Raw genomic sequence first — 19,481 nt, 5'->3', positions numbered from 1 at the left:
CGAATGATGCGATTTATTCTGAAAAAAATGACAAATGAAGTCGGGAAAAATGATAGAGGAAAAATGTTCCGATCTGTAAAACTTTTTTTATAGCCGTTTGTCTAAACAGGTGAGGCCTTAATAAACGAAAAGGATTGTTTCAGATGTCAGAGATTTTCAGTCATTTTATTCAGCATTTCGACAGATATTTCAAGAGCTGTCTTACGAAGAGATTGCTGATGTTTTGGACTGGAGTCTTTCGAAGGTGAAGAGCACCCTGTACAGGGCGAGAATGCAGCTGAAACAGCACTTGGCGGAAAAAAGGAAGGACGGACAGATATGATTTGCTGTTTAGTGAGAGATTTACTCCCTTTATATATTGAAGGCGATTGTGAAACAGAAACGGAGCGGTTTATTTCCCGCCACCTTGAATCATGCGGTAAGTGCGAAAGTTTATATCATATGATGAAGGAGCCGCTTGACCTCGGCAGCCCTGAGATGAAGGCGCCAGCCTGTTATGCAGAAGAAGAAAGGCGGTTTAAGGAACGGTATTACGGGAAGCTGCTGATAAAAGCAGCCGGTTTGTTCGGGGCTGTTTTCTTTATCATGCTGATCCTTAAACTGCTGATTTAAAAAAACGCCCGGCTGAATGACCGGGCGTTTTATCCGTTTACTCAGCCGGATGAAAGGCTGTATAAATACCTTCAAGCAATTCTTGGGGCAGTGAATTAAAGAATCCGGCACACAGCTTTGCTTCTTTTTTTCCTGCTCCTGCTTTTTCAGCAAGGTCCTGATCAAACGTATACACACCGTCTTCTTCAATCAGCGCAGATTGAAGGATATGAAGACTTTGGGAAAAAGCGGTGAACAGCTGATCAACGATAAGAGCTTCTTTTTCCGTAAAGCCGAGCTCCACAGCTTTTTCTTTATTAAATGTATATTCGCCGTCCGTTTTCTCAATACATTGGGAAAGGACGGTTAAAAATTCCGTTGAGCTGTCCCACAGCTTTTGAATGGTCTGTGCGGTTTCTTTATCTAATCCCAATTCAACCGCTTTTTTACTGTCAAAATAATAGATGCCGTCTTTTTTGTAAATCGATTGGCCGATGATGTCAATGAGTTTTGCCGCGTCTTCCGGTGTTTTCTCTGCGGAAGCCTGCAGGGCATGTGGTTCATTTGCCTGGATCGTTTTTGCGCCGGCAGAATCAAGCGGACTGAATGCAAGCAAGGCGGCTGAGGCGGTTGCGGCGGCAGTTACAGCGGTTTTCTTCAAAAAAGATGTTTTCATTTCATTCTCTCCTTGTCATGTGTATTTGCTTACAGTCACAAGTATAAAAAGACAATGATGGAATTGATATAGGAGGTATGGTATTTTCTGCATAACGATGCCGGACTATTTCAGACTGTATATTCTGAGGGAATCTGCTGATGTAACTAGAATGGGGGCCGTCATTCCCGGCTTCCTGACTAGACGGCGGGGGAGATAAGCCTTACATCTGGAGTCTGTTTTTGAGGAGGTAAAAAAGCCTGAATCTTTGATTCAGGCTTCATAAGATATTGTCTTTCCATGTTTACGGAATTTTGCAAAGGGTCATGCTTTTAATCAAGCAGTCCCTGTTCGCGCATTTTTTTCTTTACGGTGAAACCGCTTCCCATCATGGCGATAACGAGAACAATGCTTCCGATGATACCCCATGCGCTTTTCTCAGCGATTGATACGCCGATCAGCATCATGCTGAAGACTGCTGCGAATGCAAATAATAATAAGAGCCAATTCAATTTTTTCATATTTCCATCCCCTTTAACGTCATACTTTCAGTTTACAGAAAAACGTAACGCTTTTAAAGAGGATGTGTGGTATAATATGAAAGTTATCTAATTTTTTTAGGAGATGAAAATGTGAAACTTCGAAACGATCTTCGCAACATCGCGATTATTGCCCACGTTGACCATGGGAAAACGACTTTGGTAGACCAATTGCTTCACCAAGCCGGAACATTCCGTGCCAACGAAAATATTGCCGAACGCGCAATGGATTCAAACGATCTTGAACGTGAACGCGGTATTACAATTCTTGCGAAAAATACTGCGATTAACTATAAAGATACACGCATTAATATTTTGGACACTCCGGGACACGCCGACTTCGGCGGAGAGGTAGAACGGATTATGAAAATGGTTGACGGCGTTCTGTTAGTCGTTGACGCATATGAAGGCTGCATGCCGCAAACCCGTTTCGTACTGAAAAAAGCCCTTGAGCAGAACTTAAATCCGGTTGTCGTCGTAAACAAAATCGACCGTGATTTCGCCCGCCCGGAAGAAGTCATTGATGAAGTGCTTGATTTGTTCATCGAGCTTGACGCAAACGAAGAACAGCTTGAGTTCCCTGTCGTCTACGCTTCTGCGATTAACGGAACGGCAAGTCTGGATCCGAAAAAGCAGGACGAAAACATGGAATCACTGTATGAAACGATTCTTGAACATGTCCCTGCCCCGGTAGATAACGCCGAAGAGCCTCTTCAATTCCAAGTGGCGCTGCTTGATTACAATGATTATGTCGGCCGTATCGGTATCGGACGCGTTTTCCGCGGCACGATGAAAGTGGGTCAGCAGGTTTCATTGATGAAACTTGACGGAACGGTTAAATCATTCCGTGTAACGAAAATCTTCGGTTTCCAAGGATTGAAACGCGTGGAAATTGAAGAAGCGAGAGCGGGAGACCTTGTTGCCGTTTCGGGCATGGAAGACATCAACGTCGGTGAAACGGTTTGTCCGGCTGACCACCATGAGCCGCTGCCGGTTCTGCGCATTGATGAGCCTACGCTTCAAATGACATTTGTCGTAAACAACAGCCCGTTTGCAGGCCGTGAAGGCAAATATGTCACAGCCCGCAAAATTGAAGAGCGTCTGAATGCGCAGCTTCAAACTGACGTCAGTCTTCGTGTCGAACCGACTGCATCACCAGACGCATGGGTTGTTTCAGGACGCGGTGAGCTTCACCTGTCCATTTTAATTGAAAACATGCGCCGTGAAGGCTATGAGCTTCAAGTGTCTAAACCTGAAGTTATCATTAAGGAAATTGACGGCGTCAGCTGCGAGCCTGTTGAGCGCGTGCAGATTGACGTGCCTGAAGAGCATACTGGTTCTGTTATGGAATCAATGGGTGCGAGAAAAGGCGAAATGCTTGATATGATTAATAACGGAAACGGCCAGGTCCGCCTGATCTTTACCGTACCTTCACGCGGACTCATCGGCTATTCTACTGAGTTTCTGTCACTGACACGCGGTTTCGGTATCCTGAACCACACGTTTGACAGCTATCAGCCGATGCAAAAAGGCCAAGTCGGAGGCCGACGTCAGGGTGTGCTCGTTTCCATGGAAAACGGAAAAGCGACATCTTACGGAATTCAAGGTATTGAAGACCGCGGCGTCATCTTCGTTGAGCCCGGAACAGAAGTGTATGAAGGCATGATTGTCGGCGAACATAACCGTGACAATGACCTTGTTGTCAATGTCAGCAAAATGAAACAGCAGACAAACGTACGTTCCGCTACGAAGGATCAAACGACTACGATTAAGAAAGCGCGCATTATGTCGCTTGAAGAATCACTCGAGTACTTAAACGAGGATGAATACTGCGAAGTAACGCCGGAATCCATCCGTTTAAGAAAGAAAATCCTGAATAAAAACGAACGTGAAAAAGCGGCGAAAAAGAAAAAAACAGCAGGAATGTCTTAATCACTTGCAGAATTTGAAAAGGTAGAACCCGAACGGAAAAGGGGAGGGGGATCTTTTTGAATGAAGTAAGTGAACGGCTGTCGTTCTTTGCGGCTCTTTACCAAGTGGATGAGCATCCGCTGGCGGGAATGTGGCTGTTATACGGAACGATCGTCGTGCTTTCGGTGATTGTATTTAAACTCGGCTTTGCCAAACGGCTGCCGGTTTTGAAGGCTGCGGCAGTTTATCTCTTTCTCGTGCTCGGCTGCACCGTGCTGACTTTTTTCGGTGTGTTTTTGCCGGTCGGAGAAGGGCTTGTTGTTGCCGCCTTGATTTTGATCATTTACAAAATCCGTCTGCACCAGTCCAAAAAAAGCCAGTCAGCTAAACCGCAATAAAAAATGACCTTGCCTTCCGGCGGGTCATTTTTTATTCTGTTTATTTTTTCAGTTTATCTTTTTTCGCTTTTTGTCCAGGATGAAAGGAAAAGTGTCCGGTATTCAGCCGCGCCTCCGTTTTGATTTTGATTCGGTCATGGCATTCCCGGCACATATATGTATGAATCGGACGATTGCGGAGGCGTTTGGCTGTCAGTGTTTCATCATCAATTTGTTCGATTTTGTCGCAAATGGAACATTTTACTCTCATTGATTTTCACCTCTTTCACTATGACAAGCATTATATCATGGATGCCCCTCCTGCCAAAGGGAAAGAAAGCAGCGCCCTTCTTTTGGAGCGGGCGCTGCTTTTTACTGGCGGTTTTTCATATGATGATCCGATTGATCGTTCTGTTCGTTCTGCAGCTTGTTCTGGTCTCTTTGGTTCAGCTGATCATCATTCGATTGAGTCGGTGATTCTTTTTCATTGTCGGTCACATCATTCGGGACTTCCGGCATGACACGACCGACGATGGCGGCAAGTTCGTCCAAAATGCCTGAAACGGGGCGGCCGGCTTTAATGTCGCTGCCCATGCCTCTCAGACGGGAAACCGTATCAGGATCAGCCACGACAACGGCATTGGCGCCGTAAGGATCGTTTTTTAACGCCTGGGCAACCGTGTATTTAATGCTCTCCACCTTGCTTCTTTCTAAATTGTCATCCACATCGATTCCGACAACGGAGTATCTTCCGAGTACTACCGCGGTGGCATCTGAAATGCCGGGGATTTTTTCGGTTACCTCGACGAGATGCTTAGCGATGTCTGTCCGGCCGGGATTTTCAGCTGTCTCAGGAGCCGTATTTTTTACATGAATCGGTTTTGCATCACGCTGATCGGTTGATTCGTTCTGAATATTGCGGCCGCGGCCGTCCTGTACAGCAGTGCAGCCGGTCAGGATAAACAAGGCTTGTATGATAATGAAAAGAATTCGCACGTCAGATTCCCTCCTTGAATGCTTTCATTTATTTTATTGTTGAATTAACCTTCTATCTTTATTCACCAAATCATATATTTTAGCAGGCATCCCCGTTTTTCGCGGAAAGAGAAGCACACGATGGGCTTTGATCCTTATTTCAGGAGGCTGAGACTTGAGTAAAATTTATGTGTTAGATACGAATGTACTTTTGCAGGATCCTAACGCCATTTTTTCCTTTGAAGAAAACGAAGTTGTCATCCCCGCCGTCGTGCTGGAAGAGGTCGATTCAAAAAAGCGGTATATGGACGAGGTCGGGAGAAATGCGAGGCACGTATCTAAGCTGATAGACGGGCTCAGGGAGAAAGGAAGGCTGCACGAGAAAGTTCCGCTTGAAAACGGAGGAACGCTCAGAATTGAACTGAACCACCGGTCATTTCATCAGCTCCAAGAAATTTTTATCGAAAAAACGAATGATAACCGCATTTTGGCGGTGGCAAAAAATTTAAGCCTTGAGGAGGAAACGAAAGAAAACGGCCGCCTCGTCATCCTGGTCAGCAAAGATGTGCTTGTCAGGGTAAAGGCGGATGCCATCGGGCTTTTGGCGGAGGACTTTTTAAACGACAGAGTCGTTGACCATGATGAAATATATAGCGGGTACAAAGATATATTTATGAATAAAGAGCGGTTTGCCTCGTTTTATAAAAACAAACAAATTCCAGTCAAGGAGCTTCAGCAGCATCAGGTTTATCCGAATCAATTTGTGCTGATGAAAGATGAATTAGGAGGATCTTCGTCTGCGGTCGGCATGGCGGATAAGAAAGGAGAGACCGTAAAAAGACTCGTTTTCGATGATGAGCACGTATGGGGTATCAGGCCGAAGAACGTCCAGCAGACAATGGCGCTCGAACTCCTGCTGAGGGAAGATATCCCGCTTGTCACCCTGATCGGAAAAGCGGGAACGGGAAAAACCTTGCTTGCTCTCGCGGCAGGGCTTCTGCAGACGGAGGATCTCGGTATTTATAAAAAGCTGATCGTCGCGCGTCCCATCGTCCCGGTGGGAAAGGATATCGGATATTTGCCGGGCGAAAAAGAGGAAAAGCTCAAGCCGTGGATGCAGCCGATCTTTGATAATCTTGAATTTTTATTCAATGCGAAAAAGCCGGGTGAACTTGAAGCGATTTTGGCAGGAATCGGATCGATTCAGGTGGAGGCGCTGACATACATTCGGGGAAGAAGCATTCCGGATCAGTTTATTATTATTGATGAGGCTCAGAATCTGACGAGGCACGAGGTCAAAACGCTTTTGACAAGGGTGGGAGAGGGCAGCAAAATTGTCCTGATGGGCGATCCGGAGCAAATAGATCACCCATACTTAGACAGTTTAAACAACGGACTTGCTTATGTTGTAGAGCGGTTTAAAGGACAAACCGTCTCCGGCAGCGTGAAGCTTGTGAAAGGTGAGAGATCCGGCCTTGCACAGCTTGCCGCCGATTTGTTATAAAACTTCGATTTCTGTGACGCCCGTTATCGGTTTTTCAAAGTCTCCGTCCACGTAAAAATGGACCGGGCCGCCGTCTTGAAGCGGTTTCCCCGCATCGCTGAAATGCGCGATTGCGTCCATCGCCTTTTCAAGCGGCACTTCGATTCTTTCTGATTTTGAAATAAATGCGCACAGGACAGCGCTTTCTTTCGGCTCGGCATTTGCTAAAACAGCGCCGAGCTTCATGGCGAAGCTGCCGTTCATCAGTCTTTCTTTTTCATAACGTTTTTCGCTTTTTAAAGTCGGCGGCGAAATGCGCCCTTCTCTGATCACCCGTTCCGGATCAAGTGTATGCTCCTGGGTTTCTGCAGAGCCGTCCGGATGAACGGGCTGATTGTTTTCAAACGGAAACTTGCGGTCATCGAAAATCCAGACACTCGGATCAATTGTAATCGGGTATGTAACATTGCCTTTTACTTGAATAACGCTCATGTTGAAGCCCCCCTTTACTTAAAGTATAAAAGTTTTCGCATGAATTGTCACTTTGCGTCGCAAACTTAGATGTATACAACGGCAGCGAAGTGAGGATGATCGACATGGTATGCCGGCATTACCAAGAGCTGGACGCATTAGTTCAGGAAGCGAAAAAAAGGACCGAAGAAGGCAAAGTGGCAGACTATATTCCGGCTCTTGCTGAATCCGAACAAGACAGCCTTTCGGTCACGATTTATCATGCGGAAAATACATGTCTGACGGCAGGAGACGCCGACCGGACATTTACGCTGCAGAGCATTTCGAAAGTGCTTTCTCTGGCGCTCGTACTGATGGATTACGGAAAGGAAAAGGTGTTCAGCTGCGTGGGTCAGGAGCCGACCGGCGACCCGTTTAATTCCATGATTAAGCTTGAAACAGTGAATCCGGGCAAGCCTTTAAATCCGATGATTAATGCGGGAGCTCTCATCGTTACGGGTTTAATTAAAGGGCATTCGCCGAAAGACCGCCTGGATTACCTGCTCGGATTCATCAGAAGACTTGCGAACAATCAGGACATTACATATTGCAGACATGTCGCGGAATCGGAATTCAAATCTTCCATGATTAATCGGGCCATGTGTTATTACATGAAGCAGTATGACATTTTTAAAGGCGATGTTGAAGAGGTCATGGATTTGTATACAAAACAGTGCGCGATTAAGATGAGCAGTCTGGATTTAGCCAAAATCGGCTGTGTATTCGCCCTTGACGGGAAGCATCCGGAAACCGGGGAGCAGGTCATTAAAAAAGATGTGGCGAGAATCTGCAAGACGTTTATGGTGACATGCGGCATGTACAATGCGAGCGGGGAATTCGCAATAAAGGTCGGCATTCCCGCTAAAAGCGGCGTTTCGGGAGGAATCATGGGCATTTCGCCGTACAACTTCGGAATCGGTATATTCGGCCCGGCGCTTGATGAAAAAGGCAACAGCATCGCGGGTGTGAAGCTTTTGGAAATCATGTCTGAGAAATACAGGCTGAGTATTTTTTGAAACATTTTTTATCATAACATCTGCTTAAATCCTCTTGCAATTTCATCTGATACCCTTTATGATAAATAGAAGAATTAGGTACTCGCCTGGGGAACGGAGGGATACTTTTGGCTTCAGAGATTATAGTTGACCATCAGCAGAAAGCATTCGAGCTGTTGAAGTTAGATGCTGAGAAGATTTTGAAGCTGATCCGAGTACAAATGGATAACTTAACGATGCCTCAATGTCCTCTGTATGAAGAGGTCTTGGATACTCAGATGTTCGGACTGTCGAGGGAAATCGATTTTGCTGTCCGCCTGGGATTAGTTGACGAAAACGACGGCAAAGAGCTGCTGGACAGACTTGAAAGAGAACTGTCTGCTTTGCATGACGCGTTTACAGGAAAATAAATGATCAAACTCAAACTATTCAACGGTTTGGGTTTTTTTATAACCGTAAACCGTTTTTTTTGCATCTTCTTTTCGTAAGACGGTCTCTTAATCTGCATTTCATCCGAAAAACTATAAAGAAACTGCGTAAATTGTTTATGAATTATAGTAAAATATAATACGCAATAGGTATTAAACGTAAGCTTTAAGCAGGAAAGAGGATGTTATGTTTAAAAGAATGTTAAAATCTTACGATTATTCATTGATATGCGCTATCATTCTGCTGTGCAGTTTCGGGTTGGTAATGGTATACAGCTCAAGCATGATTACCGCCGTTATGCGTTACGGCGTGAGCAGCGACTATTTCTTTAAACGGCAGCTGTTCGCCGTCATCGCGGGGTTTGTGCTGTTTATTATCGCGGCCGTTTTTCCGTACAAAGTGTTCGCCCATCAAAAGATTCAGAAAATCATACTGCTTGCGTCAGTGGCTGCGCTTTGCGCGCTGTTTGTTTTCGGACATGTTGCCGGAAATGCGCAAAGCTGGTTTAAAATCGGCGGAATGGCCATTCAGCCGGGGGAATTTGTCAAGCTGACCCTGATACTGTATCTTGCCGCAGTGTACGCAAAGAAACAAAGCTACATCGATCAGCTTTTGACGGGGGTTGCGCCGCCGGTGATCGTCACCGTAGTCATTTGTGCGCTTATCGCTATTCAGCCCGACTTCGGAACGGCGATGATTATCGGTCTGATCGCGTTTTGCGTCATTATGTGTTCGGGATTCAGCGGAAGGACCCTGCTCAGGCTGGTTCTCATGGCGGGAATCGTATTACTCCTTGTCAGCCCGATCATCTATCTGAAATGGGACGATATTTTGACACCCGGGCGTATGAGCCGGTTTGAAAGCCTTGAAAATCCATTTAAATACGCCAGCACATCAGGCCTGCAGATTATAAATTCGTATTATGCAATCGGCTCAGGCGGTTTTTTCGGTCTCGGTCTTGGAGAAAGCATTCAAAAATACGGTTATCTGCCTGAATCGCATACAGACTTTATTATGGCGGTTATTTCAGAGGAGCTCGGCATTTTCGGCGTCCTGTTTGTCATTGTGCTGCTGGCTTTTGTCGTGTTAAAAGGTTTTTATATTGCGAGAAAATGTGAAGATCCGTTCGGAAGCCTTTTGGCAATCGGGATATCCAGCATGATTGCGATTCAGACCTTTATCAATCTCGGCGGTGTCAGCGGTTTAATTCCGATCACAGGTGTTCCGCTGCCGTTTATCAGCTACGGGGGATCATCAATGTTTTTGTTATTAACGAGCGCCGGTATATTGGTGAATGTCAGCATGCATGTCAAGTACTCAGAAAAGAAGAAAAAGAGGGAGCCCGTTCCGTCTAAGGGGGTAAAAAGACGGCAGACGGAAAAATCTGTGTATCTCTAAAAAACAAGTGTATACACAGGGCGGATATTCCTTTATTATAAACTACATATTTATTAGGCCAAGGGGGAGAAAAGTTTGTCACAACAATCCATCCAAAAAGTGTTAGTAGCAAACAGGGGAGAAATTGCGATCCGGATTTTCCGGGCGTGCACAGAATTGAACATCAGAACGGTAGCCGTTTATTCAAAAGAAGATTCGGGCTCCTATCATCGCTATAAAGCGGATGAAGCTTATCTTGTAGGGGAAGGCAAAAAACCGATTGACGCGTATCTTGATATTGAAGGGATTATTGAGATCGCAAAAAGAAACGGCGTTGATGCCATTCATCCGGGCTACGGATTTCTCTCTGAAAATATCCAATTTGCGAGACGCTGTGAAGAAGAGGGCATCGTATTTATCGGACCGACGTCAGCGCATTTGGATATGTTCGGAGATAAGGTAAAGGCGAGGGAGCAGGCGGAAAAAGCCGGTATCCCCGTTATTCCGGGGAGTGACGGACCGGCTGAAACAATAAAAGATGTCGAACAATTCGCAAAAGTCCACGGATTTCCGTTTATTATTAAAGCATCGCTCGGAGGCGGAGGCCGCGGAATGAGAATCGTCCGAAGCGAAAGCGAATTGAAAGAATCGTTTGAGCGGGCCAAATCAGAAGCGAAAGCCGCATTCGGAAACGATGAAGTGTATGTTGAAAAACTGATCGAAAATCCTAAGCATATTGAAGTTCAGGTGATCGGAGATAAAGAAGGCAATGTCGTCCATCTGTATGAGCGGGACTGTTCCGTTCAGAGACGCCATCAAAAGGTCATTGAGGTGGCGCCGAGTGTATCTTTGCAGCCTGAATTAAGGGACGAAATCTGTGAAGCGGCTGTGGCGCTTGCGAAAAATGTCGGCTATATCAATGCGGGGACCGTGGAATTTCTCGTAGCGGGCGGTGAATTTTACTTTATTGAAGTGAACCCGCGCGTACAAGTGGAGCATACGATTACGGAAATGATAACGGGGGTTGATATCGTTCAGACGCAGATTCTCGTTGCGCAGGGCCACGGACTGCACAGCCGTGCCGTCAATATCCCAGAGCAGAAAGACATTTTTACAAACGGGTATGCGATACAATCACGTGTGACCACTGAAGATCCGCTGAATGACTTTATGCCTGACACGGGTAAAATTATGGCTTACCGCTCAGGCGGCGGTTTCGGCGTCCGCCTTGATACGGGAAACAGCTTCCAGGGCGCCGTCATCACGCCTTATTATGATTCACTGCTCGTCAAGCTGTCGACATGGGCGCTGACGTTTGAACAGGCATCAGCGAAAATGGTCCGCAACCTGCAGGAATTCAGGATCAGAGGCATTAAGACCAATATTCCGTTTCTTGAAAACGTGGCAAAGCATGAAAAATTTCTGACGGGCCAATACGACACATCGTTTATCGACACAACGCCTGAGCTGTTTGTTTTCCCAAAACAGAAGGACCGCGGAACAAAAATGCTTTCCTATATCGGAAATGTCACGGTGAACGGTTTTCCGGGAATCGGGAAAAAAGAAAAACCTGCATTTGATAAGCCTCAGACCGTTACGTTAGATATCGGGGAAAAGCCGGCAAGCGGTACGAAACAGATCCTTGGTGAAAGAGGCGCCGAGGGGCTTGCAGACTGGGTGAAAGAGCAAAAATCCGTGCTACTGACCGATACAACGTTCAGGGATGCCCATCAGTCCCTGCTCGCAACACGGATCAGATCCAATGATTTGAAAAAAATCGCGAATCCTACGGCTGCCCTGTGGCCTGAACTGTTCAGCCTTGAAATGTGGGGAGGCGCGACATTTGATGTAGCGTACCGTTTCTTAAAAGAAGACCCTTGGAAACGCCTTGAAGATCTCCGTAAGGAAGTGCCGAACACATTGTTCCAGATGCTCCTTCGTTCATCAAATGCCGTCGGTTATACAAACTATCCCGACAATGTCATCCAAAAATTTGTCCGGCAGTCAGCGGAGTCCGGTATTGACGTATTCCGGATCTTTGACAGCCTGAACTGGGTAAAAGGGATGACGCTGGCGATCGATGCCGTCCGTGAAACCGGAAAAGTGGCGGAGGCTGCGATTTGTTACACGGGAGATATTCTTGATAAGACCCGGACGAAATATGATTTGCAATATTATCTTTCTATGGCGAAAGAGCTTGAGGCGTCTGGTGCGCACATTCTCGGCATTAAAGACATGGCCGGTCTTTTGAAACCTCAAGCCGCATACGAACTTGTCTCAGCGCTGAAGGAAACGATTGATATTCCCGTTCATCTTCACACGCATGATACGAGCGGCAATGGCGTCTTTCTCTATGCCAAAGCTGTTGAAGCGGGTGTGGACATCGTGGATGTCGCCGTCAGCTCAATGGCGGGTCTGACTTCACAGCCGAGCGCAAGCGGATTTTATCATGCGCTTGAAGGAAACAGCCGCCGTCCTGAAATGGATGTCCGGCAGGTGGAAAGACTGTCACAATATTGGGAATCCGTCCGTCAGTATTACAGTGAATTTGAAAGCGGGATGAAGTCTCCGCATACTGAGATTTATAATCATGAAATGCCGGGCGGCCAGTACAGCAATCTGCAGCAGCAGGCAAAAGGAGTCGGCCTGGGCGATCGCTGGAATGAGGTGAAAGACATGTACAGCGTCGTCAACCGCATGTTCGGCGACGTCGTGAAAGTAACACCTTCTTCCAAAGTCGTCGGAGATATGGCGCTTTACATGGTGCAAAACAATTTAACAGAACAAGATGTTTATGATAAAGGCGAAACGCTTGATTTTCCGGATTCAGTCGTTGAGCTCTTTAAAGGGCAGATCGGCCAGCCGCACGGCGGATTTCCGGAAAAACTGCAAAAGCTCGTTCTGAAAGGACAGACGCCGATCACGGTAAGACCGGGGGAGCTGCTTGAACCGGTATCTTTTGAAGGCATTAAAGAAGAATGGAAAGAAACGCATCAGATGGAATTGAGTGATCAGGACGCAATCGCGTATGCTCTTTATCCGAAGGTGTTTACTGAATATGTTAAAACGGCTGAACGCTTCGGTGATATTTCCGTATTGGACACACCGACTTTCTTCTACGGCATGACACTCGGTGAAGAAATCGAAGTGGAAATCGAGCGCGGAAAAACGCTGATCGTGAAGCTTGTATCTATCGGTGAACCGCAGCCAGATGCAACACGTGTCGTTTATTTCGAATTGAACGGCCAGCCGCGCGAGGTGGTCATTAAAGATGAAAGCATTAAATCGTCCGTGCAGGAAAAATTAAAAGCAGATCGGACAAACCCAAGCCACATTGCGGCATCTATGCCGGGAACAGTCATTAAATTGTTAACGGAAACCGGGGCAAAGGTGAATAAAGGCGATCATCTGATGATTAATGAAGCGATGAAAATGGAGACGACGGTACAGGCGCCGTTCTCCGGGACGATACAGCAGATTCATGTGAAAAACGGTGAACCGATTCAGACAGGCGATTTACTGATCGAAATTGAAAAAGCGTAAAAAATGAACATAAAAAACCTGATCCGCCCCGTGTGCGATCAGGTTTTTTATATGTAAAAAGGCCGAAGCTCTGATGCTTCGGCCTTTTCGTGTGCCTCAGATGTTCCGCTGTTTTGATTCATAGCGGAAGCGGGCGATTAATAATAAGAAATAGCATAAGACGCCGAACAGACCGGCAATAAAGAGCGAATGGGCAAGTGCAAAGCCGGTGGCCATTTCTGAATAAACAACCATGATTCCGGAGAGCGCCTGTAATACAACAAAGGCAAGAGCCGCTATCCAGCCCCCAAGAATCTGTTTTTGGTCTTTGTAGGAGCGCACCGCATGCGCAAAAGCGACAAGAATCCATACGAACAGAAGCAGCGCTGCCGTTCTGTGGCCCATCTGCACCCACTCCTGAAAATGAGACGGAAACCCGTGGTTCAGCCTGCTGCAAAGCGGAACGTCAGGACAGGCAAGGCTTGATTTCGTATGGCGGACGTAAGCCCCCGTATAAACGACGATATACGTGTAAATCGAAAGGCCGATCATATGAAACTGCATTTTCCTGCCGATTCTGAGCGGCTTGACGAGCTTTTTGTCTGATTTATCAGCTTCAAATATGAGCAGCGTCAAAATCAGAACAGAAGCGAAAGAAATCAGCGATATGCCGAAATGAAGCGCCATAACGAGCGCATTTGATCCGAAAACAACCGCTAATGCGCCGAGAAGCGCCTGTAAAAATAAAAAGATAATGGACATAATGGCGAGAAAGGTTGTTTCACGGAAAACAGGCGTGACTTTTCTCCATGCCCAAAAAGCGAGACTCAGCACGAGAACGATTGAGACACCGCTTGCGAGTCTGTGGCTCCATTCAATGATAGAAGCGGCGTTAAGCTCCGGGAAAAACCGGCCGTGGCAAAGCGGCCACTGCCTTCCGCATCCGAGACCCGATCCTGTTTTTGTGACAAGAGCGCCGCCGATCAGCACGACGAGCATAACGAACGTCGTCAGCACACCGAGCGCTTTCAAAGCTTTATTCATTTTACATTCACCTTCTTAACAAACTGGACAAAATGATATACGTACCAAGTGTAAGCGAATATGTGTTTTGTGGCAATTCTCAATTCTGTTTGTTCACAAAAATATAATAGAATCAGGACTTCTTAGATAATGGGGTTGATTATTCCAGATGGGTCTGATAGAAATAAAGTAACCGCTTTATTATGAAACCGGCGGATTTGGTAAAATTCATAAAAAGTTCACAAATAAATTCCTGTTTCTCGTTTAATATTTAAGAGGATGTTTTTTTACAGGTCATTATCTTGTATGATAGAGTTGCAGGTCTTAAAAAACCTGCTTTAGGTTTGTAAGGGAGGTTTACGTTATGGCTAATTCCAGAATTTTAAACGATACAGCTATAGACGGACAGATTGAAGAGACGACGGCATGGAAGGATTTCCTTTCGCTTATCAAAATAGGAATCGTCAATTCGAATTTAATTACGACTTTTACCGGCATGTGGCTTGCGTTACATATATCCGGTCTGAGTTTTTTAGGCAATTTAAACACCGTGCTTCTTACATTAATAGGATCTTCTTTGATCATCGCCGGTTCTTGTGCGGTTAACAACTATTACGACCGTGATATTGATCATTTAATGGAACGCACGAAAGTAAGACCGACGGTAACCGGAAAGATTCAGCCGAATCAAGCGCTGTGGTCAGGAATTTTACTCATTGCTTTAGGACTTATCATGCTTTTGATGACCACCGTGATGGCAGCAGTCATCGGTTTTATCGGCGTGTTTACGTACGTTGTTCTTTATACAATGTGGACGAAACGCCGTTATACGATTAATACGGTTGTCGGAAGTGTATCAGGCGCCGTGCCGCCGTTAATCGGCTGGACAGCGGTTGAAGGGCACATTGGTGTTGTCGCGTGGGTTTTATTCATGATTTTATTCATCTGGCAGATTCCGCACTTTTTAGCGCTTGCGATTAAAAAGACGGAAGATTACAGAGCAGCGAATATTCCGATGCTTCCGGTAGTGCACGGCTTTGAAGTGACGAAAAGACAGATTATCGTCTGGGTCGCATGCCTGCTGCCGCTTCCGTTTTTCCTCGGCAGTCTCGGTCTTCCGATCGTCATTCTCGGCACTTTGCTTAATGTCGGATGGCTTGTTCTCGGACTGATGGGATTCCGCATGAAAAACATCATGAAGTGGGCAACCCTTATGTTTGTCTATTCGCTTAACTACATGACCATTTATTTTGTAGCGATGGTGGTCTTCACGCTGTTTTAATTGAATAATGAGCTTGTTTGATCGCCAAAACAAACAATGACAACTAGTAAACGCCGCCTTGACCTTTTGTTTAATCAGGCGGCTTTGCTTTTATACATAGATGGAATTTTAAGTAAAAAATCTCATATTTTAAGAAATGAGGAAATGAAGTATTTCGGCTGGAAGCAGATTTACTGCTTGTGCATCTCGTACTGATTCAAAAAAGGGGTTGGGTGAAATGTTAAAGCGTTGGCGTCTTTTATCATTATTAGCCTTAGTGCCGCTTTTATTGAGCGGCTGTGGAAAACCGTTTCTGTCCACACTCAAGCCTGCCGGCGAAGTGGCTGATAAACAATATGATCTGACGGTGCTCAGCACACTTATCATGGTTGTCGTCGTTGCGGTCGTAGCAGTTATTTTCTTTTACGTCATTGTGAGATTCAGACGGTCGCGTATAGGGGAAGACACGATACCGAAACAGGTGGAGGGGAACCGTTTTTTAGAAATCACCTGGACCGTTATTCCGATCCTGCTTCTGATTATTCTTGTCATTCCGGTTGTCATTGATACATTGGCACTGGCGGATACGTCGCCGATGGATAAGAAAAACCGTAAAGCAGAGGATGCGCTCGTGATTAATGTAAGGGCGAATTTATACTGGTGGGAATTCGAGTATCCCGATTACGGGTTTGTGACAAGTCAGGAGCTGATCGTTCCCACAGATGAACGCGTCTATTTCAAGCTGAAGTCCTCAGATGTGAAACACTCTTTCTGGATTCCGTCAGCCGGGGGAAAAATCGATACGAATACGGATAATGACAATACTTTCTTTCTGACCTTCGATTCTAAACGCAGCAAAGAAGCGGGAGAATATTTCTTCGGGAAATGCGCAGAGCTGTGCGGGCCTTCACATGCGCTGATGGATTTCAAAGTGAAACCGCTGCCGTCAAAAGAATTTAAACAATGGACGAAAGCGATGAAAAATTATAAGCATACAACAGATTCCGGTTTAGCCGCGCAAGGAGAAGAGCTGTTTAAGGAAAAAAACTGCCTGAGCTGTCATGCGGTTGAGCCCAATGATAAACGGGCTGAAGCGGCAAGAACGGCTCCGAACCTCGCTACCTTCGGTGAACGGGTCAAAGTGGCCGGTATTAAGGATGCGAATAAAGAGAATATAAAAGCCTGGCTGAAAAATCCGGACAGCATTAAACCGGGCAATAAAATGACAGGCACTTATCCGAAGCTCTCGGACGCTGAAACGGATGCGCTGTATGAATATTTAAAAGGGCTGAAAGCGGAGAACAAGTGAGGACAGGGAGATATCAGGGGGGAGGTCGCAAATGATGAATACGCTTACAGGACAGCAAAGAAAAAGCTCTTTACTTTGGGATTATTTGACGACGGTTGACCATAAGAAAATCGCGATTTTATATATGATCGCCGGGGGATTTTTCTTCGTCGTCGGCGGACTTGAGGCCATGCTTATCAGGATTCAGCTCTTGAGGCCGGGGAACGATTTTATGGGTGCTCAGCAGTTTAATGAAATTATGACGATGCACGGCACGACAATGATCTTCCTGGCAGCGATGCCGCTGTTATTCGGGCTGATGAACGCGGTTGTGCCGCTTCAGATCGGGGCGCGTGACGTATCATTCCCATTTCTGAATGCGCTCGGATTTTGGCTGTTTTTCTTCGGAGGCATCTTTTTGAATCTGAGCTGGTTTTTAGGGGGCGCTCCTGATGCAGGCTGGACGTCGTACGCGTCGCTTGCGCTGAATTCGAAAGGGCACGGCATAGACTTTTTCGTGCTCGGTCTGCAAATATCAGGCTTAGGGACGCTCATTGCGGGAATCAATTTTCTCGCCACAATTATTAATATGAGGGCGCCGGGTTTGACGTATATGAGACTGCCGCTGTTTACGTGGACGACATTTGTGGCGTCGGCACTCATTTTATTCGCATTCCCTCCGCTCACCGTCGGTTTGGCGCTGATGATGCTGGATCGTTTGTTCGGAACGAATTTCTTTAATCCTGAATTGGGCGGCAATACGATAATCTGGGAGCATCTGTTTTGGATTTTCGGGCATCCGGAAGTATACATTTTAATTCTTCCCGCCTTTGGGATTTTTTCAGAAATCATTCCCGTATTTGCGAGGAAACGTCTGTTCGGTTATTCGTCTATGGTCTTTGCGATCGTGCTGATCGGCTTTCTCGGGTTCATGGTATGGGTTCACCACATGTTTACGACGGGACTCGGACCGATCGCTAATGCGATATTTGCGGTTGCGACGATGGCGATCGCGGTGCCTACCGGCATTAAAATTTTCAACTGGCTTTTGACCATCTGGGGAGGAAACGTCAAATTCACGACGCCTATGCTGTATGCCGTCGCCTTTATTCCCTCTTTCGTACTCGGAGGAGTCACAGGTGTCATGCTGGCGGCCGCAGCGGCAGATTATCAGTTCCACGATACGTATTTTGTCGTAGCGCATTTCCACTACGTCATTATCGGCGGCGTTGTGTTCGGCATCCTGGCGGGCGTGCATTTCTGGTGGCCGAAAATGTTCGGGAAGGTGCTTCATGAAACGATGGGGAAAATTTCGTTCGTCTTATTTTTTATCGGGTTTCATCTTACCTTCTTCATTCAGCATTTTCTCGGCTTGATGGGAATGCCGCGGCGCGTTTACACATATCTGCCCGGCCAGGGGCTTGATACCGGCAACCTGATCAGTTCAATCGGCGCGTTTTTCATGGCGGGCGCGGCTGCTTTACTCGTCGTCAATATTATTTATACCTCAATAAAGGGGAAATACGTCGGGAACGACCCGTGGCTGGACGGTCGTACGCTTGAATGGGCGGTCTCTTCGCCGCCGCCGGAATATAATTTTAAACAGCTTCCGTTTGTCCGGGGACTTGACCCGCTGTGGATTGAAAAGCAGGCCGGAAATGAAGGGATGGCGCCTGCAGAGCCTGTAGAGGACATTCATATGCCGAACGGCTCCATCATGCCGTTTATCATATCTTTCGGGCTGTTTGTCGCAGCGTTCGGGTTTTTATACCACTCCGATTATTCATGGGGGCTTCCGGTTATCTTCATAGGGCTCGGCATCACATTCTTTACCATGCTGCTTCGCTCTGTGGTCGATGATTACGGCTATCATATTCACAAAGAAGATCTGCCGAATGATGATAAAGGGGTGAAGGCGTAATGCAGCTGCAGGAAAAAATGACGGCTGAAACCTTTCCGGCTTCTCCTGAAAAAGCAACGCTGGAGGGGAAAAATAAGTTTTTGGGATTTTGGCTGTTTCTCGGCGGCGAAACAGTTCTGTTCGCCTCGCTATTTGCGACATTCCTTGCTTTACGGGAATCAAAAGCCGGAGGGCCGTCAACGGCTGAGATGTTTGAGCTGCCGATCGTGTTTATCGCGACGATGCTTCTTTTGACGAGCAGCTTAACGAGTGTGTATGCGATGTATCATATGAAAAATTTCTCCTTTAAAAAAATGCAGGTGTGGCTTCTGGTTACCGTATTATTGGGAGCGGGATTTTTAGGGGTTGAAATCTATGAATTTATGCATTACACTCACGAATTCGGCTTTACCATTACAAGCTCTGCGCTCGGCTCAGCGTTTTACACGCTCGTCGGCACACACGGAGCACACGTGGCGTTCGGGCTGTTGTGGATCAGCGCGCTCATGATCCGGAATGCGAAAAGAGGGCTCAGCCTTTATAATGCGCCGAAATATTATGTGGCCAGCTTATATTGGCATTTTATCGATGTCGTGTGGGTCTTTATCTTTACCGTTGTATATTTGATGGGGATGGTGGGATAAC

General features: G+C 46.4%; 18 protein-coding genes and 1 pseudogene. 13 read left to right on the top strand and 6 right to left on the bottom strand.

Annotated features, from left to right (window positions below):
• Positions 1-187 precede the first annotated feature (187 nt).
• Both OWN49_RS01925 and OWN49_RS01920 read left to right on the top strand, forming a co-directional pair.
• A pseudogene (locus OWN49_RS01925) lies at positions 188-322 on the top strand (RNA polymerase sigma factor); the annotation flags it as partial.
• Positions 319-612, top strand: coding sequence for a zf-HC2 domain-containing protein (locus OWN49_RS01920; protein ID WP_176283309.1), 294 nt, complete (start codon positions 319-321; stop codon positions 610-612). The pseudogene OWN49_RS01925 and the gene OWN49_RS01920, both read left to right, overlap by 4 nt.
• Positions 613-649: 37 nt before the next feature.
• On the opposite strand, the gene OWN49_RS01915 is transcribed toward OWN49_RS01920, so the two are convergent.
• Both OWN49_RS01915 and OWN49_RS01910 read right to left on the bottom strand, forming a co-directional pair.
• A complete protein-coding gene (locus OWN49_RS01915) occupies positions 650-1,267 on the bottom strand; it encodes a hypothetical protein (protein WP_176283310.1) in 618 nt (205 codons plus the stop codon).
• 311 nt (positions 1,268-1,578) lie between these two features.
• Positions 1,579-1,767, bottom strand: a complete 189-nt coding sequence (locus tag OWN49_RS01910) for a YlaF family protein (protein WP_003154504.1) — start codon at positions 1,765-1,767, stop codon at positions 1,579-1,581.
• A gap of 111 nt (positions 1,768-1,878) precedes the next feature.
• On the opposite strand from OWN49_RS01910, the gene typA reads away from it, so the two are divergent.
• Entirely contained in the window at positions 1,879-3,717 is a 1,839-nt protein-coding gene (typA, locus tag OWN49_RS01905) for a translational GTPase TypA (protein ID WP_003154502.1), read from the top strand.
• A gap of 56 nt (positions 3,718-3,773) precedes the next feature.
• Positions 3,774-4,094, top strand: a complete 321-nt coding sequence (locus OWN49_RS01900; protein WP_014304952.1) for a YlaH-like family protein — start codon at positions 3,774-3,776, stop codon at positions 4,092-4,094.
• 40 nt (positions 4,095-4,134) lie between these two features.
• On the opposite strand, the gene OWN49_RS01895 is transcribed toward OWN49_RS01900, so the two are convergent.
• Positions 4,135-4,344, bottom strand: a complete 210-nt coding sequence (locus OWN49_RS01895) for a YlaI family protein (RefSeq protein WP_003154499.1) — start codon at positions 4,342-4,344, stop codon at positions 4,135-4,137.
• Positions 4,345-4,445: 101 nt separating this feature from the next.
• Complete coding sequence (locus OWN49_RS01890; protein ID WP_003154498.1) at positions 4,446-5,069, bottom strand: YhcN/YlaJ family sporulation lipoprotein; 624 nt, start codon at positions 5,067-5,069, stop codon at positions 4,446-4,448.
• Between the two features lie 154 nt (positions 5,070-5,223).
• On the opposite strand from OWN49_RS01890, the gene OWN49_RS01885 reads away from it, so the two are divergent.
• Positions 5,224-6,552 carry a PhoH family protein gene (locus OWN49_RS01885; RefSeq protein ID WP_070081776.1) on the top strand — a complete coding sequence of 443 codons (1,329 nt, stop codon included), beginning with the start codon at positions 5,224-5,226 and terminating at the stop codon, positions 6,550-6,552.
• Here OWN49_RS01885 and OWN49_RS01880 read toward each other — a convergent pair.
• On the bottom strand, positions 6,547-7,023 hold the full coding sequence (locus tag OWN49_RS01880) for a peptidyl-prolyl cis-trans isomerase (RefSeq protein ID WP_165409013.1): 477 nt from the start codon (positions 7,021-7,023) through the stop codon (positions 6,547-6,549). The two genes, OWN49_RS01885 and OWN49_RS01880, sit on opposite strands and share 6 nt — an antisense overlap.
• A 104-nt stretch (positions 7,024-7,127) precedes the next feature.
• On the opposite strand from OWN49_RS01880, the gene glsA reads away from it, so the two are divergent.
• The 4 genes from glsA (at position 7,128) to pyc (ending at position 13,385) form a co-directional block, all read left to right on the top strand.
• Positions 7,128-8,057, top strand: a complete 930-nt coding sequence (gene glsA, locus OWN49_RS01875) for a glutaminase A (protein ID WP_003154495.1) — start codon at positions 7,128-7,130, stop codon at positions 8,055-8,057.
• Positions 8,058-8,164: 107 nt separating this feature from the next.
• Positions 8,165-8,446 carry a YlaN family protein gene (locus OWN49_RS01870; RefSeq protein WP_003154494.1) on the top strand — a complete coding sequence of 94 codons (282 nt, stop codon included), beginning with the start codon at positions 8,165-8,167 and terminating at the stop codon, positions 8,444-8,446.
• Positions 8,447-8,651: 205 nt separating this feature from the next.
• Positions 8,652-9,863, top strand: a complete 1,212-nt coding sequence (locus OWN49_RS01865) for an FtsW/RodA/SpoVE family cell cycle protein (RefSeq protein ID WP_003154492.1) — start codon at positions 8,652-8,654, stop codon at positions 9,861-9,863.
• A gap of 75 nt (positions 9,864-9,938) precedes the next feature.
• Positions 9,939-13,385, top strand: coding sequence for a pyruvate carboxylase (pyc, locus tag OWN49_RS01860; protein WP_077722170.1), 3,447 nt, complete (start codon positions 9,939-9,941; stop codon positions 13,383-13,385).
• 96 nt (positions 13,386-13,481) lie between these two features.
• Here pyc and ctaA read toward each other — a convergent pair whose 3' ends face one another.
• Positions 13,482-14,408, bottom strand: coding sequence for a heme A synthase CtaA (ctaA, locus tag OWN49_RS01855; protein WP_014304955.1), 927 nt, complete (start codon positions 14,406-14,408; stop codon positions 13,482-13,484).
• 343 nt (positions 14,409-14,751) lie between these two features.
• On the opposite strand from ctaA, the gene cyoE reads away from it, so the two are divergent.
• From cyoE to ctaE, 4 genes are all read left to right on the top strand, one after another.
• On the top strand, positions 14,752-15,669 hold the full coding sequence (cyoE, locus tag OWN49_RS01850; protein ID WP_003154486.1) for a heme o synthase: 918 nt from the start codon (positions 14,752-14,754) through the stop codon (positions 15,667-15,669).
• 217 nt (positions 15,670-15,886) lie between these two features.
• Positions 15,887-16,957 (top strand): cytochrome c oxidase subunit II, encoded by a 1,071-nt coding sequence (coxB, locus tag OWN49_RS01845; RefSeq protein WP_003154484.1) that lies wholly within the window; start codon positions 15,887-15,889, stop codon positions 16,955-16,957.
• 31 nt (positions 16,958-16,988) lie between these two features.
• Positions 16,989-18,857 (top strand): cytochrome c oxidase subunit I, encoded by a 1,869-nt coding sequence (gene ctaD, locus OWN49_RS01840; protein WP_007611227.1) that lies wholly within the window; start codon positions 16,989-16,991, stop codon positions 18,855-18,857.
• A complete protein-coding gene (gene ctaE / locus OWN49_RS01835) occupies positions 18,857-19,480 on the top strand; it encodes a cytochrome c oxidase subunit III (protein WP_003154482.1) in 624 nt (207 codons plus the stop codon). The genes ctaD and ctaE overlap by 1 nt, the downstream gene beginning before the upstream one ends.
• The last annotated feature ends 1 nt before the right edge of the window (position 19,481 follow it).

It is taken from the genome of Bacillus sp. NEAU-242-2 (assembly GCF_027853835.1).
Lineage (GTDB): Bacteria > Bacillota > Bacilli > Bacillales > Bacillaceae > Bacillus > Bacillus velezensis.
This window is presented reverse-complemented; position numbering and strand designations above follow the sequence as displayed.

Excerpts from the sequence above, each read along its gene's own strand:
- OWN49_RS01920 (WP_176283309.1), top strand. The coding sequence starts at position 319 with ATGATTTGCTGTTTAGTGAGAGATTTACTCCCTTTATATATTGAAGGC.
- OWN49_RS01915 (WP_176283310.1), bottom strand. The coding sequence starts at position 1,267 with ATGAAAACATCTTTTTTGAAGAAAACCGCTGTAACTGCCGCCGCAACC.
- OWN49_RS01910 (WP_003154504.1), bottom strand. The coding sequence starts at position 1,767 with ATGAAAAAATTGAATTGGCTCTTATTATTATTTGCATTCGCAGCAGTC.
- OWN49_RS01895 (WP_003154499.1), bottom strand. The coding sequence starts at position 4,344 with ATGAGAGTAAAATGTTCCATTTGCGACAAAATCGAACAAATTGATGAT.
- OWN49_RS01880 (WP_165409013.1), bottom strand. The coding sequence starts at position 7,023 with ATGAGCGTTATTCAAGTAAAAGGCAATGTTACATACCCGATTACAATT.
- glsA (WP_003154495.1), top strand. The coding sequence starts at position 7,128 with ATGGTATGCCGGCATTACCAAGAGCTGGACGCATTAGTTCAGGAAGCG.
- OWN49_RS01865 (WP_003154492.1), top strand. The coding sequence starts at position 8,652 with ATGTTTAAAAGAATGTTAAAATCTTACGATTATTCATTGATATGCGCT.
- ctaA (WP_014304955.1), bottom strand. The coding sequence starts at position 14,408 with ATGAATAAAGCTTTGAAAGCGCTCGGTGTGCTGACGACGTTCGTTATG.
- cyoE (WP_003154486.1), top strand. The coding sequence starts at position 14,752 with ATGGCTAATTCCAGAATTTTAAACGATACAGCTATAGACGGACAGATT.
- coxB (WP_003154484.1), top strand. The coding sequence starts at position 15,887 with ATGTTAAAGCGTTGGCGTCTTTTATCATTATTAGCCTTAGTGCCGCTT.
- ctaD (WP_007611227.1), top strand. The coding sequence starts at position 16,989 with ATGATGAATACGCTTACAGGACAGCAAAGAAAAAGCTCTTTACTTTGG.
- ctaE (WP_003154482.1), top strand. The coding sequence starts at position 18,857 with ATGCAGCTGCAGGAAAAAATGACGGCTGAAACCTTTCCGGCTTCTCCT.